Annotated in this window: 13 protein-coding genes and 1 pseudogene; 2 read left to right on the top strand and 12 right to left on the bottom strand. The window is 59.3% G+C overall.

Translation table 11 applies throughout. From position 1 onward, the window contains the following. Window positions 1-45: 45 nt before the first annotated feature. Window positions 46-1,176: pseudogene (locus OIM99_RS10935) on the top strand (LysR family transcriptional regulator); the annotation flags it as partial. Here the strand turns inward: OIM99_RS10935 and OIM99_RS10930 are convergent. Beyond that, window positions 1,166-3,712 carry an EAL domain-containing protein gene (locus tag OIM99_RS10930; protein ID WP_311850440.1) on the bottom strand — a complete coding sequence of 849 codons (2,547 nt, stop codon included), beginning with the start codon at window positions 3,710-3,712 and terminating at the stop codon, window positions 1,166-1,168. The pseudogene OIM99_RS10935 and the gene OIM99_RS10930 overlap by 11 nt on opposite strands. Window positions 3,713-4,306: 594 nt before the next feature. Between OIM99_RS10930 and OIM99_RS10925 the strand changes: the two genes are divergently transcribed. Further along, a complete protein-coding gene (locus OIM99_RS10925) occupies window positions 4,307-5,380 on the top strand; it encodes a GGDEF domain-containing protein (protein WP_311850439.1) in 1,074 nt (357 codons plus the stop codon). 8 nt (window positions 5,381-5,388) lie between these two features. On the opposite strand, the gene OIM99_RS10920 is transcribed toward OIM99_RS10925, so the two are convergent. The 11 genes from OIM99_RS10920 to OIM99_RS10870 form a co-directional block, all read right to left on the bottom strand. Beyond that, entirely contained in the window at window positions 5,389-5,694 is a 306-nt protein-coding gene (locus OIM99_RS10920) for a hypothetical protein (RefSeq protein ID WP_311850438.1), read from the bottom strand. 179 nt (window positions 5,695-5,873) lie between these two features. After that, window positions 5,874-6,137, bottom strand: coding sequence for a cell division topological specificity factor MinE (gene minE / locus OIM99_RS10915; protein ID WP_311850437.1), 264 nt, complete (start codon window positions 6,135-6,137; stop codon window positions 5,874-5,876). Beyond that, the gene (minD, locus tag OIM99_RS10910; protein ID WP_311850436.1) at window positions 6,134-6,949 is read right to left on the bottom strand and encodes a septum site-determining protein MinD; all 816 of its coding nucleotides are present in this window, start codon (window positions 6,947-6,949) and stop codon (window positions 6,134-6,136) included. Before minD ends, minE begins: the two co-directional genes overlap by 4 nt. A 34-nt stretch (window positions 6,950-6,983) precedes the next feature. Continuing rightward, entirely contained in the window at window positions 6,984-7,718 is a 735-nt protein-coding gene (gene minC, locus OIM99_RS10905; protein WP_311850435.1) for a septum site-determining protein MinC, read from the bottom strand. 286 nt (window positions 7,719-8,004) lie between these two features. Continuing rightward, window positions 8,005-8,910, bottom strand: coding sequence for an alpha/beta hydrolase (locus OIM99_RS10900; RefSeq protein WP_311850434.1), 906 nt, complete (start codon window positions 8,908-8,910; stop codon window positions 8,005-8,007). A gap of 8 nt (window positions 8,911-8,918) precedes the next feature. Then, window positions 8,919-9,827, bottom strand: coding sequence for an alpha/beta hydrolase (locus OIM99_RS10895; protein ID WP_311852250.1), 909 nt, complete (start codon window positions 9,825-9,827; stop codon window positions 8,919-8,921). 50 nt (window positions 9,828-9,877) lie between these two features. After that, window positions 9,878-10,705, bottom strand: coding sequence for an ABC transporter permease (locus OIM99_RS10890; RefSeq protein ID WP_311850433.1), 828 nt, complete (start codon window positions 10,703-10,705; stop codon window positions 9,878-9,880). Next, on the bottom strand, window positions 10,692-11,498 hold the full coding sequence (locus OIM99_RS10885) for an ABC transporter permease subunit (protein ID WP_311850432.1): 807 nt from the start codon (window positions 11,496-11,498) through the stop codon (window positions 10,692-10,694). Before OIM99_RS10885 ends, OIM99_RS10890 begins: the two co-directional genes overlap by 14 nt. 45 nt (window positions 11,499-11,543) lie before the next feature. Then, on the bottom strand, window positions 11,544-12,536 hold the full coding sequence (locus OIM99_RS10880) for an ABC transporter substrate-binding protein (RefSeq protein ID WP_311850431.1): 993 nt from the start codon (window positions 12,534-12,536) through the stop codon (window positions 11,544-11,546). Window positions 12,537-12,593: 57 nt separating this feature from the next. After that, entirely contained in the window at window positions 12,594-13,559 is a 966-nt protein-coding gene (locus tag OIM99_RS10875) for an ABC transporter substrate-binding protein (protein ID WP_311850430.1), read from the bottom strand. Window positions 13,560-13,620: 61 nt separating this feature from the next. Next, window positions 13,621-14,382, bottom strand: a complete 762-nt coding sequence (locus OIM99_RS10870) for an ABC transporter ATP-binding protein (RefSeq protein WP_311850429.1) — start codon at window positions 14,380-14,382, stop codon at window positions 13,621-13,623. Window positions 14,383-14,386 lie beyond the last annotated feature (4 nt).

Genomic DNA, 14,386 nt, shown 5'->3' with positions numbered 1-14,386 from the left:
CCCCGAGGGGTCTAAATTTTTCCTAATTTCGATTTTCGAGGATGCATGCGCGATCGCAATACCGTTCCGAGCCTGCGGCGCCTGCGCGCCTTTGATGCGGCGGCGCAGACGAACTCCCTGTCGCGCGCGGCACAGATGCTGCGTTTGACCCAACCGGCCTTGACGCATTCCATTGCCCAGCTTGAGGCGGAACTTGGCACGCGGCTGTTTGCGCGTGGACCGGAAGGCGCCTTCCTGAGTGAAGCTGGGCAGATTTTTCAACGCCGTTCGCTGCGCTTCTTCGAACAGATTCGCAAGGCGCTGAAAGGCGTGGCCAACCGCAAGACCGATGGCGCTATCGTCGAACAGCAGGTGTCGAAACTTGCCAGCGCGCAGGTGCGCAGCCTGCTGGCGATCTGGCGCACCGGTTCGTTTCGGGCCGCGGCGCGCGATCTCGGTATCGCCGAGCCGAGCCTACAGCGCCCGGCGCGCGATCTCGAACAGATCGTCGGCGCATCGCTTTATCGGCGCTCGGCGACGGGCCTGACGGTGAACGAAACAGGCGCCGAACTCGCCCGACGGCTGGCACTGGCGATCGGCGAAATCCGCTCCGGCGCCGAGGAAATCGGCACGGCGTCGGATGCGCGCGCCAGCCTGCGCATCGGCGTGCTGGCGCTCGCACCACGTCTGCTGCTGGCCAAGGCATCCACCGCCGTGCTTGCCGAGGACGAGAGCCATCGTATCGAAGTGATCGAAGCGCCTTATATTCAGATTTCCCGAGAACTGAACGATGGCGCGCTTGATCTCGTGTTCGGCGCCTTGCGCGCGCCGCCCCCCTTCGCCGATCTCATCGAGGAGCCCTTTTTCGAGGATCCCTATGCCATTGTCTGCCGGCGCGGCCATCCCCTCGCGGGCGTAAAGAAGGTGACGCCCGCGGCGCTTGCCCGGTTCGATTGGCTGCATCCGACACCCGGCCTGCCCCGCCGCGATGTGCTCGATCAGCTCGCGGCCGATTGGCACCTGCCGATGAAAGTGCAGTTCGAGACCAATTGCCTGACGACCATCACCTCTTTGCTCGCCTCAAGCGACCGTCTGTCGATCCTGTCGCGTTGGCACATCGAGCTCGACGACCGGCTGGTCTCCATCGATCATCCGCCGATCCCCCATGCGCCGCGCCAAGTGGGCCTCACTCTGCGGCGCAACTGGTTACCGACACCGTTCCAGGCGCGGTTTCTGGAGTGCTTGCGACATGAGGCGAAGGCGCGAGCGTTGCCGCGTTCGGGCCGAAGCGCGTCAGGAGCTCGCCCAACAAAGCGGCCGGGCGCGCTGGGCTGAACAGGAAGCCCTGCACTTCGGTGCAGCCCTCCATCCGCAACCGATCAAGCTGTTCGGTGGTCTCGACGCCCTCGGCCGTCGTCGCGATACTGAGGCTCTGCGCCATGCCTGAGATGGCGCGCACGATGGCTACGCAGTCCGCCCGGTCCGGCAAATCGCGAATGAACGACCGGTCGATCTTGATCTTGTCGAACGGAAAACTGCGCAGATAACTCAAGCTCGAATAACCGGTTCCGAAATCGTCCATGGAGATGCGCACGCCCAGGCCACGGAGCTGATGCAACGTCTGTAAATTGGCATCGGTCTCCGCCAGCAGCACGGATTCGGTAATCTCGATCTCCAGCCGATCGGCCGACAGGCCTGAATGGCCCAAAGCCGTCATTACGGCAGGCACCAGATTGCGGCTCTTGAATTGTGCCGGCGACAGATTGACTGCCACCTTGATGTCGGCCGGCCAGGTCGCGGCATCGCTACAAGCCGTACGTAACACCCACTCGCCGATCGGCACGATCAGGCCGATGTCTTCCGCGACCGGAATGAATTCTTCGGGCGACACCATGCCCCGCTCCGGATGATGCCAGCGCAACAGAGCTTCGAACGATGTAATGCGGCCCGCCGCCAGATTGACCAGCGGCTGATAGTGCAGCTCGAACTCGCCGCAAATCATCGCACGCCGCAGATCCGCCTCGAGTGCACGACGCGCCTGAGCCTGCCGATCCATCTCCATCTCGAAGAAGCGATGCGCTCCACCGCCATCCGCCTTCGCCCGGTACAGCGCCATGTCGGCATTGCGCAGCAGGGCCTCGGAAGTATCGCCATCAAGCGGTGCGATGGCGATACCGACACTCGCGCCGATCGTCAGTTCGCGGCCATCGATATCGTAAGGGACACTCAAGGCACTGATCAGCCGCGCGGCCCGATCACCAGCTTCCGCCGGCCCCGTGACCGGATCGAGGACCAGCGCGAATTCGTCGCCACCGAAACGGGCGGCCAGATCGTTGATGCCGAGCGAGGCCCTGAGCCGCTGCGCCACCTGCTGCAGCAGCCGGTCTCCGACCGGATGGCCGAAGGAATCGTTGACGTTCTTAAACATGTCGAGATCGACGCATAGCACCGCCGCTTTGCGGTCGAGCCGGGCGCATTGATCGAGCGTCTGTTGCAAGCGTTGCTGGAGCATGACGCGGTTCGGCAGGTCCGTCAGCGCATCATGGTGCGCCATGTAGGAAATCTTCGCCTCCGCCTTACGGCGTTCGGTGACATCTATGATGGAGACCAAGCAGGCGCTGCGCTCGCCGAAGCCCACCGAACGACCGAAGGTCAAAACCTCGATATCGCTCCCGTCGGCTCTGATATGCCGCCAGCTCCGCCGCGATTGATAGCTCTGCACGTCCTGCAAGGCCTTTAAATAGCCGTCACGCTCGTCATTCGGCCAGATATCGCCGATCTTCATGCTCAGAAATTGTTCGCGGCTGTAACCATAATGCGCGATCGCCGCATCGTTGATGTTGAGGAATTCGAACGTCTTCTCGTCGAACACCCACATCGGCATGGGATTGTTTTCAAACAACAGCCGGAACGATTGCTCACGCCGCTTCAGATCGGTGACGTCAGTCAAAGTCGCCGACAGCAGATCGCCGATCGGGGCGACGCTGATGCGAATGTGGGTGCCATTCGAAGCCACCACTTCGAACCGATCCGGCGCACCGCTTTCGATCACCGCGCTGAAGCGCTTCAGCACGTCCGGCGAGGCCAGGTCATGGCTCCCCTCGCTCAGTTTGCGCCAGCACAACGCCTGCGTCGAACAACGCAAAAGATGCGACGCGCCCTGGTTCAAATCGACGATCTGAAAGTCGACGGTGGCATGATTGGCGTCACGACAGGCGGCAAGTGCCAGAAAGCCATCTTCCGTGGCGCGAAAGATGCTGTCCACCAGGCTATAGCCTTCGCCGCGTCGGTTGACATAAGCGGAGACCAGCGGGGCGCCCCAGCGACAGGCGATCGGCATGGCATAGATATCGAAGGTACGGACGATGCCGTTCACCACGTGATAGGTCGACGTGGAATAAGGCCGACCGCTGGCCAGCGCATTGGCGGCAATCTCCGACAGAATACCTGCATATTCAGGTGCGAGCTGGCTGACTCGGGTATCCCATGCATCCTGACCGAGCCATTGCCGCAGCGCCCGCCCGGTGCGCAGGATCGTCAACGTCTCGCCGCTGCCTTGTAGGAGCACCATGTGATTGGCGAGCCTGCCCATACTGCCGAGCACGACCTCCTCATAGGCTGGAAGCTGCTCGCCGGGCCGCAGCGCGGCAAACCATTTACGTCGCAGAGTGGAAACGTCGCCCAATGTGTCGGGGAAGATTTCTTCCTCGACCGTCTTTCCGATAGCGCCCACGGCTTCTCCTTGAACTCTGCGCGCGAAACAGATGGGCGATAATGCAGACGTGATTGACGAACGGTAAAAACTCTTTGTCTTCAAGCTATTATGACGCTTTTAAGACAAACAATGGTTAGCGTGTAGAAATCGTTGCACAGATTGTATGGGCCGCGACCTGAGACGGTCACGCCGTCCGACCGTCGCACCGACTATCGTAATCTGGTCTGCCGATCGGCGTAGACGATCAATCCCGCAAGCGTCACGAACACCGCCACTGCGCCAAACAGATAGAACTGCTCGATCAGCGTCCAAGCCATTGTCTTTCTCCATTCTTGATGACGGAGATTTTCAATGGCCCGTGGTCGACGGCATTGATGTGGATCAAGCGGATCTGCGCCAGCGATCTCATGGCGCTTGCGAACCCGCTCCATAAATGGTGTTTTTAACGAATTATCAGCCCTATACTGGCAGATGTTCCGCCGACCGGCGATTGCTGGTTATGATGACGTCCATCGTCCTGCCGCCCCCCTGTCTCGGCCAATGCTCCTCGATCAATATTCCATTCTCGTTGCTATCGGCTTCTCGGGAGCCTCCCTAGGGCTTACCCTTTTTATGATGTGGGCGGTCGCCCGATCCCATGCTCATCTGCTCATCTGGTCCATTGGCCTCGTTTTTATTGTTGCGGGCGTCATCTTTTTTGGCTGGATCATCGAACGTTACAGCGACGCTTATCTGTTCTGGTCCTTCATATTCCTGACGATCGGCTTTGGACTGCTCTATTCAGGTTCGTCGAAATTCTGCTCGGGCCGAACGAATTCGACTTTGGTTCTCCTGATTTGCGCGACGGGGTCCATCGCTCTGTCGGTCAGTTTCGGCTTTGGCTATTCCGGTATCGGGACGATCATCGGCAACATGATCATCGGCGTGTTGCTCGCGCTGACAGGCTATCAATATTGGGGAGCCCGAACCGAATCTCCGATCCTGATGAGCGTGAATGCTGCGCTCTTCCTCCTGGCCGCAGTGTCGTTCTTTGCCTGCGCTTATGTTCTGCTCGCGCAAGGCCAGTACGTCCTGCATGCACGCCCTTCAAACTGGGCGGAGGATCTCAACTCCATCGTCGTCATCATGGGGCTTACCGGCATCGGCACCCTATCCCTCACGTTGCATCAGGCCCGTATCGCGAACCGGCACAAAGTCAATGCGATGACGGATGCCCTGACCGGCCTGATGAATCGGCGCGTGCTCTTCGAAGTCTGGCCCGATGTCGTGCCGCCGAGCACCGCCGTCGTGCTCCTCGACCTGGATCATTTCAAGACGATCAACGATCGCTTTGGCCACGATGCCGGCGATCAAGTGTTGCGGCGCTTCAGTCAGCTCATTCTCGACAACGTCCGCTCGACGGATATCGTCGTACGCCTGGGCGGAGAGGAATTCTGCATCGTCCTCTCGAATGCATCTCTGGAATTGGCGACGACTGTCGCCAACCGCATCCGCCTGCAGATGGAAACGACAGTGATGCGCATCGGATCAAGAAGCGTTCACGCGACCGTCAGCGTCGGGCTTGCCTTTTCCGAAGAATCCGAGGTCGTTCAAACACTCATGAGCCGCGCCGATGCCGCGCTCTATGAGGCGAAAAGCTCAGGACGAAACCGTGTCAAAATCGACCACCTGAGTTTCGTCGCCTAGGCAATAGGCTATTGGGCCAATGCCACACGCCGACCGTCATCCGTCAACGAATAAATAACCTGCCCATCCGCCGGTTGCCCTGCCCGAATGAAATGCGATTTCTCCAAGTCGACGACGAACTCGGCGGGCACTTCGATCTGGCGCGCGAAAAGTCCAACCGAAGTCGATCGTCCGCTGGCCTCTTCTCGTGCCAGTGAGAAAACGTCCTGCTGCAGATCACCACAAGGTTGAGACAGATGTCGCCGGATCACGACATCGTTCTTGGCCATAAGCTGCAGAAGTTGCGTGGTGGAGATGTTGCTGCCGAGATGCATGACATTCCCTCGAATCAAAGCCGCGTTGGGAAAATTTAAAGCATTCAATGTGGCGGAAGATTGGGACGACTGAATTTTAAGAGTGAGCTTGGGTTTCAAGCTTCAAGAAGCAGAACGCATCGCCATGGCCGCGTCACAGCCGGAGTGAGCCGGCTGTGACGATATCAATTAGGAGGCAGTCATGCCGCCTTCTTGTCGGTGTCGAAGGGAATTTCGATATCCACGGCCAACGTCGAGACCTTCGCGCCGCGCTCCATGCGAACGCTGACCTTGTCGTCGTCGATCTGCATGTGTTTCGAGATGGCGCGCAGAATCTCGTCACGCAGCTTCGTGACGAGATCGGAATCGCCGACAGCGGCGCGTTCGTGGGCCAGCAGAACCTGCAGCCTTTCGCGTGCTGCCGGAGCTGACTGTGAGCGGGAGAAAAGACGGAGCAGGTTCATGCCACTTTCCTTCCGAAGAACTTGCCGAAGAAGCCACGCTTCTCGCCAGGAATGGCAATGGGCAGGGTCTCACCTCTGAGCCGACGGGCAGCATCGAAGTAAGCGACCGCGGGCGCGCTGCGTTCGTCCGCCAAAGTAACGGGCGACCCGACATTGGAGGCGCGCAGCACGTCCATGCTTTCAGGAACGATGCCGAGCAGCGGAATCGACAAGATCTCAAGAACGTCGTCGACCTTCAGCATGTCACCACGCTGCGCCCGGACGGGATCGTATCGGGTGAGGAGCAGATGCTTTTCCATCCGATCGCCAGCTTCGGCTTTGAGCGTCTTGGAATCGAGCAGGCCGATGATGCGATCGGAATCGCGCACCGAGGAAACTTCCGGATTGGTGACAACGATGGCAATGTCCGCATGGCGCATCGCCAAGGTGGCACCACGCTCGATGCCGGCGGGGCTGTCGCAAATGACCCAATCGAATGCCTGTTTCAACGCGCCGATGACCGTCTCCACGCCTTCAGCGGTCAGGTTGTCCTTGTCGCGCGTCTGTGAGGCCGGCAGCAGATAAAGCGTCTCGAGCCGCTTGTCGCGGATCAACGCCTGCGTTAGTTTGGCCTCGCCCTGGATGACATTGACGAGATCGTAAACCACGCGCCGTTCGGCGCCCATGACGAGATCGAGATTGCGCAAGCCGACATCGAAATCGACGACCACGACCTTCTCACCGTCGCGCGCAAGGGCCGCGCCCAATGCCGCCGAGGAGGTCGTCTTGCCGACGCCGCCTTTGCCCGATGTGACCACGATGACCTTGCCCATTGAACTCTCCTGTTTGTGTGGACGCGCCGTCGAGTCAGGCGAGTGATCCAACTTTGAATGTGTCGCCTTCCAGCCAGAACTGGACGGCCTTTCCGCGCAGCTCAGGTTTGATGTCCTCGGCTGTCTGGTAGTAGCCGTCGATGGCGATCAGTTCGGCTTCGAGCTTGCGGCAAAAGATGCGTGCCGACGCATGGCCCATCGTGCCGGCCATCACTCGCCCTCGCAGCGCGCCATAGACGTGGACAGAGCCGCCAGCGATGATCTCCGCGCCCGAAGCGACCGAACCAACGACCGTGACATCGCCTTCCGGGAAGATCAGCGACTGGCCTGAGCGGACCGGCTGCGTCACGAGCATGGACGGCGAGGCTTTGGATGGCAGCGGCACAGCGGGAATGGCTGCTTCCGGCGGCTTCGCTTCGACGCCATGATCGTCGCTCGGCACTTCGATGTCGGATGCGGGACGGCCATCCGCCATCGCCGGCGGAAGATCTGCGCCGAGCATGGACGGTCGCGCGCCCTCGATGCCCATGATCCGCACATTGCGCTCGCCGAGCTTGTCGATCAGTTCGCGCAGCTGCGACCGGTCGATGTCGAGCCCGTTGATATCGAGAACCACCGGGCGACGCCGGAAGAAACCGGTGGACCGCGAGGCCAGATGGTCAAGCCGCGTCAGCCAATCCTCGAAAGGCTGTTCGGGCGTGAGGGCGAGAGCAAGAAAACTGCGCCCCTTGAGGCGGATAGGCCGAGCTTGGGTTAACACGTTGGTCATCTTGGTAAATATTCGGTTGCTTCGGTCTACCTAGCGAATGGTTAATCGTTGGTAAATTTCGACCGGGAACCCACGTTCATCTGCGCGCTGCGGATGAAACGTCGATGTGAAGCCCGCGCTGAGGGCTCTCGAGGCCTGAAAGCGACGGCTATACGCAACTGGTGGTTGGATACGCAGGTGCGACCGGCATCATGGCGCGCAAGAAATTTGCGCGCGCATCAGCTTCCGCGGCGCTCTGTGAAAAGAATCAGGGCTCGCTCGATGACAGCGATTCGGCCAGAACGTTTTATGCCGCGCTTCTTGCAGGTGTCATGGCATCGACACTGTCATGAAAAGATCCGACGATCTCCGCGAATATCTCCGGCTGTTCTCGAAAAGCGAAACTGCCGGCGCGATTGATGATGTGAAAATAGGTTGCATATTGCTTCTCCGCCAAAATGCGGAAGAGCATATTGCCGCCATCGCGCGCCGCCAGCGGATCGTTGTCGCTCCAAACCAGTTGGGTCGGCACACCAATGCCTTTGTCCCGCAGAATGGCCCACATCTTTCCTTTCACGGCCGGAATGCCAAAATTCCGCATCCCCATCGCCTCCTCGCGCAGGGCGGCGACAGCGGCGCGATGGGAGGCGCCGGTGGCGGCAGCAACGCAAGCATCGAGCAGCCCGTCGTCGATATGAGCATGGGAATGAGACAGCCGATCGAACGCCCAGAATTGCGATTCGCGGCTCCAGAGCGGCGTCGGCACCGATTGGTAAACGATATCGTCCAGCCCATCGCCCATGGGCGGCGCCATGGCGCTGGCGACGATGGAAAGGGACGCAATCTTTCGAGGCGACGACAATGCAAGCCATAAGCCAGCCAGGCCGCCAATATCATGACCGACCAGATGAACCTTTTCGAATCCGAGCGCCACGATCACCTGATCGAGATGTTCGCGCAAACCATCGATCGTGAGTTGGTTCGGCGAAGCAAGATCGCTCCCGCCGGCCCCCGGCAGATCGAGCGCCACGACGGAGCGATCAGTCCCGAGAAGCGACAGAGCCTTGCCCCAGAGATGGCTGCCATAAGCAATCGGAGACTGGCCTGCCCGGCCGCCGTGGAGAAGCAGAGCGGGCGTTGCGCCGGTAGGCCCGGCTTGCAGCATGGACACTTGTGCGCCGTTGACAGTGATCGATCGGGTTGTCGGTTTCATCGTCGGCCTCAAGCGCTGGCGTTACGGACGAAATGGGCAAGCAAGGCGTTGAACCGCTCCGGCTGCTCGCGATATGAAAAATGTCCGGCGTGATTGAACAGGCTGAACGATGTGCGTCGATTGTGCGCGGCGATCATATCAAAGACCTCGAAACCGCCCTCGACTTGCACGGTCGGATCATTCTGTCCCCAGATGACCTGGGTTGGCCGCTGCAAGCGCCCCTCGCGTAGCCAATTCAATGTCTCGCGCTTCTGCTTCGCCAGTTCCGGTAGGAAATAGCGCGCGCCCGCTCCCTCTTCGACCATTTTCTGGACGCTAACTTTATATTTCGGCTGTTCAAACACTTCCATCACCGCATCGATCCATTCATCGGTGACTTTCTTTGGATCGTAGGAATAACCTTCGTAGATCCAACGGGCGCTTTCGCGGCTGTAGGGCGCATAGGGCGAATTCGACAGGATGACTTCGTTCGGGCTGACGCGGGGACTGAGCGTGCCGCTGCTGACGATGGTGACCGAACGAACAAGATGCGGATATTCAAGGGCGATGCGCGTAACGCCGAAACCGCCCCGGGAATGACCGACCAGATGAACCGGAGGCAGTTTCAGCGCTTCGATGAACGCCGCCGCATGACGGATCACCGAGGCCATCGTATAATCCTCATTGCGGACCGGATTGTCGGTAAAGCCTTGCCCAATCTTGTCGAAGGCGATGACTTTGAAGCCGTCGGAGAGCGGCAGGAAATTGAGGCTCCACACAGGCGCGCTGGAAGCTGAATCCGACGAGCCGAAATTGCCGCCGTACATGAAGACGATCGGTTCGCCCTGGCCGGCCTCATAGTAGCGGGTCTTCAGACCTTGCACATCGATCTGTTTCGGCGCCGGGAGCTTCCTGCCCTCGATCGGAGCAAAATTCATCTGGGACACGGCATTTTCCTCTCTTCAATTTTCTCTGCCTGCGCTGGCCCCTAGCCGCGCCCGACGGTCGGCGTGACCAGTATTTCCGGGCTTTGATGCCCCTTTTTGGCGCGCTTCGATTCCATTTTTGGCTGGAACAACTGCGTCAACGGACGCAGGATCAACGCATCACCGATCGCGACGAAGAAGACGATAGCAAGGCAGATGGCGATGATGCTGTCGACGCTGCCGAAGTCGCGCGCCCATTGCATCATGTAGCCAAGACCGGAACGGCCGCCGAAGAGTTCGGCGATCAGGCTGATCTTCCAGCAGACGCCGTAGGAAATACGCGCTCCGGAAACAATGAAGGGGGCAAGCAAGGGCAATTCGATGCGCCAAAAGATCGACCATGGGCGGCGACCGAAACTGCGCCCCATTTCGATTTCTTCGCGACCAATCTCTTTGCCGCCTTCCGTGACGTTCACCAGGCAGAAGGGAAAGATGATCAGCACCTGGACGATGAGAATCGCAGTGCCCGTGAGGCCGAACCAGACCGTGCCGAGAATGGCCCAGACGATCGCCGGGAATGACGTGAAGAACGGCACCAGCACGTCATCGACGATGCCGCCAATCCATGGAAAATAGCGTGGCAGGATGCCCAGTGCGCTGCCGAAAACCGTCGCCAGAATGACGGCCAGGACGACGCGGAGGCCGGTGGCTGCCGCATGGCCCCAGAACTCGGCATCGGTGCTGAGGCGCACGAGCTCCCAGAAGACCTGAATGGGACTGGGGAAGACATTCGGCGGAAACTGCGCCGAGGACAGCCACCAAACAGCGATGGCCGCGACCACGAAGGTTTCGGCGACGAGGCGTTGCCCGATCCCGTTAGGAGAGCTCATAACGCCTCCGCAAACGTTGCTGGATCGCAGCGAAGATGACGCGGTCGGTGAGATAAACCACCAGCAAGATCAGCGCAGCTACCGCAAAGACCATATCGGTCCAATAGCGTTGGCGCGCCAGGTTGATAAGCATGCCGAGCCCGGATGAGCCGCACAGCAGTTCAGCGGTCAGCACCACCTGCCAGCCAATGCCGAAACACAAACGAATGGTGGCAAAGAGATAGGGAAACATCATCGGCAGAATGATCCAGAATGTCTGCCTGAACGCGCCGCGCCCGAAACTGCGGCCCATCTCCACCACTTCGCGATCAAGCTCTCCCAAGCCGGTGCCGGCATTGATGATGGCAAACGGCAGCAGCACGATGGTGGTGGCAAAAATTACCGAACCTTCGTTGACGCCGAACCAGATCATCGCCAGGAAAGCCCAGCCGATGCTGGAGAAGGAATTCAGAAACGGCGTCAGCCTGCTGTAGATCGCCAGGTCAAGAACGTTGAAATAATAGCCCAGCAACGCGATGGCGACGCCGAGAACGAAGGCAAGCACCACCGACACTGTCACGTGTATCAGCGAGGAAATCGCATAAGCGAGGTTTCTCGGATCGGTCCATAATTCGACGAACCGATCCCATACCCGCGCCGGGCTCGGAATGAGCACCGGCGGCATGTGGGCTGAATACAATTGCCAGGCGACGAACACCAGGAGCACGAAAGCAATCGTGATCAACCGCCGCGGCGTGAGAAACGCCGTCGGCAATCGTCGATCAGGGGGCAGCGATGGACTCGATATCGACATCAGATGCAATTCGTCGCGATTTATGGAGGTATGAAAAGATGATCGCTATTGCGCGATCGCTTTCGGCCAGATCAGCTCATCGGCGCTTGCGGGAACCTTTTTCAGCATCCCCATTTTCGCGCCAGACTGCCAGGCCTTCATCATCACCTGTTTATCGGTTGGCCCAAGCGACAGCGGCATCTGGGCATAGGTCAGGAACCAGGTCTGCAGGTCATCCTTGGAAATCTTGTATTTGGGCGCGACAGCCGCAAACACTTCATCAGGATTCTTGAGGACATATTCGGCCGATGCCTTGAGGAGCTTACCCGCCGCCACATAGGCATCCGGGCGTTTGTTCATGTCGCCCTCGTAGCCGAAGAGAAAGAGCGACGGCATTGGGCCGCCATACATCTTCTCCAGTTCCTTGGAACCATGCAGAACCGAACGGTACTTGCCGTCTTTCGTCGCCGCATAGGATGGCACATTGCTGAACGATACGGCGTCGACACGGCCTGCCTGAAGAGCGGCTTCGAACTGCGCCTGCGGCATCTCCACCCAGCGGAAATCACCGCCCACGAGATCGGCATTCATGCCGAAATACTCGCTGATGACCCAGCGCACGGAGATCACATTCTGGGCCTCGCCGGAAACCACGGCAATGGTCTTGCCTTTCAGGTCCTGAATGGTCTTGTAAGGCGAGTTCGGCATCACCCAGACATCGGCACTATGGCCTTCGGGATGATAGCGCAGCAGAGTGCTGAGCACTTTGATCGGCAGGCCGCTCTCGCGCATCTGCGGCAGGGACAGAACGCCGTTCGGCATCAGGTTGAATTGCTGGGTCATTGCCGCCTGCATCAAGGCGGGAATCGATGACACCCGCTCTACCTTGATGGTGACATTCGGATCGCTGACCTTACCATTCTCAATTGCCCAGACCACCGCATCGTAGCCGGGGTCCGGCAAGGAGCCATAAGTGATGGTTTCCGCAGCGAGTGCTGCGTTCAATCCGAAAGCGAAAGCCAAGCCGGTTATAGCGCTTTTGATGATCGGCATGTTCATAGCAAAGCCCTTCCTGTCCTGTTTCTCTTTTTCCGTATGAACCAATGCATTGACCGCCTACTGCATGATCGCTTTTGACCACATCAGCTCGTCGGCGCTATCGGGCACTTTCTTCAACATTCCCATCTTCAGGCCGACCTGCCAGGCCTTCATCATGACACTCTTGTCGGTCGGCCCAACGGACATCGGCATTTGCGCATAGGTCACGAACCAGGTCTGCAGATCGTCCTTGGACATTTTGTATTTCGGCGCCACGGCGGCGAAGACTTCGTCCGGATTTTTAAGTACATAATCGGCCGAGGCTTTCAGCAGTTTCCCCGCCGCCACATAGGCATCGGGCCGCTTGTTCATGTCGTCTTCATAGCCAAAAAGGAAATTCGACGGCATCGGCCCGCCGAACATTCTGTCGAGCTCTTTCGATCCCTGGAGCACGGAACGATATTTGCCATCCTTGGTTGCGGAATAGGACGGCACGAGATTGAACTGAGCCGCGTCGACGCGGCCAGATTGCAACGCCGCCTCGAACTGCGCCTGCGGCATCTCCACCCAGCGGAAATCGCCGCCAACCAGATCGGCATTCATACCAAATCGCTCACTGATCGCCCAGCGGACGGAGATAACGACTTGCGATTCACCCGAAACGACCGCGATCGTCTTGCCTTTAAGATCCTGGATCGTCTTGTACGGCGAGTTGGGCATGACCCAGATATCGGCACTGTGGCCTTCCGGATGATAACGGAGCAGCGTGCTCAGAACTTTGACCTTCAATCCGCTCTCACGCATTTGCGGCAGCGACAGCACGCCATTCGGCATCAGGTTGAACTGCTGCGTCATCGCCGCCTGCATCAACGCGGGAATGGAGGAAACGCGCTCGATTTTCAGCGTAACATTTGGGTCGCTGACTTTGCCATTCTCAATGGCCCAGACCACGGCGTCATAGCCAGGATCGGGCAGAGAACCATATGTAATGGTCTCCGCCGCCGTGGCAGCATTCAGACCGCACATGAACGCGAAAGCCGTCACTAGTCTTCGTATGATCGGCATCTTCATAACTCGTCCCTTCCTGTCGCGGTTTCCGCTGTTTTTATTCTTCCGCCTGTTCTGGAACACCGAGCAGGCGCGTAAGGCGCATGCGCGCGGCGTTCATTTCCGGCGACGCGAGATTGCGCGGGCGCGGCATCGACAGGCTTACCGTCTCCAGAACGCGCGTCGGCTTGACCGACAGGACGACAACCCGATCCGCCAGCTCAAGAGCTTCATCGACCTCATGCGTGACGAAGACAATCGTCTTGCCGGTCTTCTTCCAGATTTCAATGATCTCCGAGCGCATGCGCCGGCGTGTCGTCACGTCAAGCGCCGAGAACGGCTCGTCCATGAGCACGATGCGTGGGTCGACGGCAAGCGCACGCGCGATCGACACGCGTTGACGTTCGCCACCCGACATCATGGCCGGATATTTGTGGGTGTCGCGGCCAAGGCCCACGAGGTCAAGGAGCGCGCGCGCCTTCTGACGCATCTCGTCGGCGCCACGTTCGCGGCCAAAGCGCAGTTGTTGGCCGAGGATGACATTGGCTTCCGCATCGCGCCAGGGCAGCAGCCGCGGCGATTGGAAGACGTAAGCAATCTCCTGCCAGGCCTGCGCGGCTGGAAAGCCGGCAACTGTTACACTGCCCGTATCCACACCAAGCAAATCGCCGATCACCCGCAGCAGAGTGGATTTCCCGCAGCCGCTGGGCCCAAGAATGCACAGGAATTCGCCGTCGTTCACCGAGAACGACAATTGGTCGTAGATCACCTCTTTCTGGAAGGCGATGCTGACACGATCAAGCTCGATGATTGCCGTCATCGCG

The sequence above is a fragment of the Methylocella sp. CPCC 101449 genome, from assembly GCF_031921685.1.
In the GTDB taxonomy this organism is placed as follows: domain Bacteria; phylum Pseudomonadota; class Alphaproteobacteria; order Rhizobiales; family Beijerinckiaceae; genus Terripilifer.
This window is presented reverse-complemented; position numbering and strand designations above follow the sequence as displayed.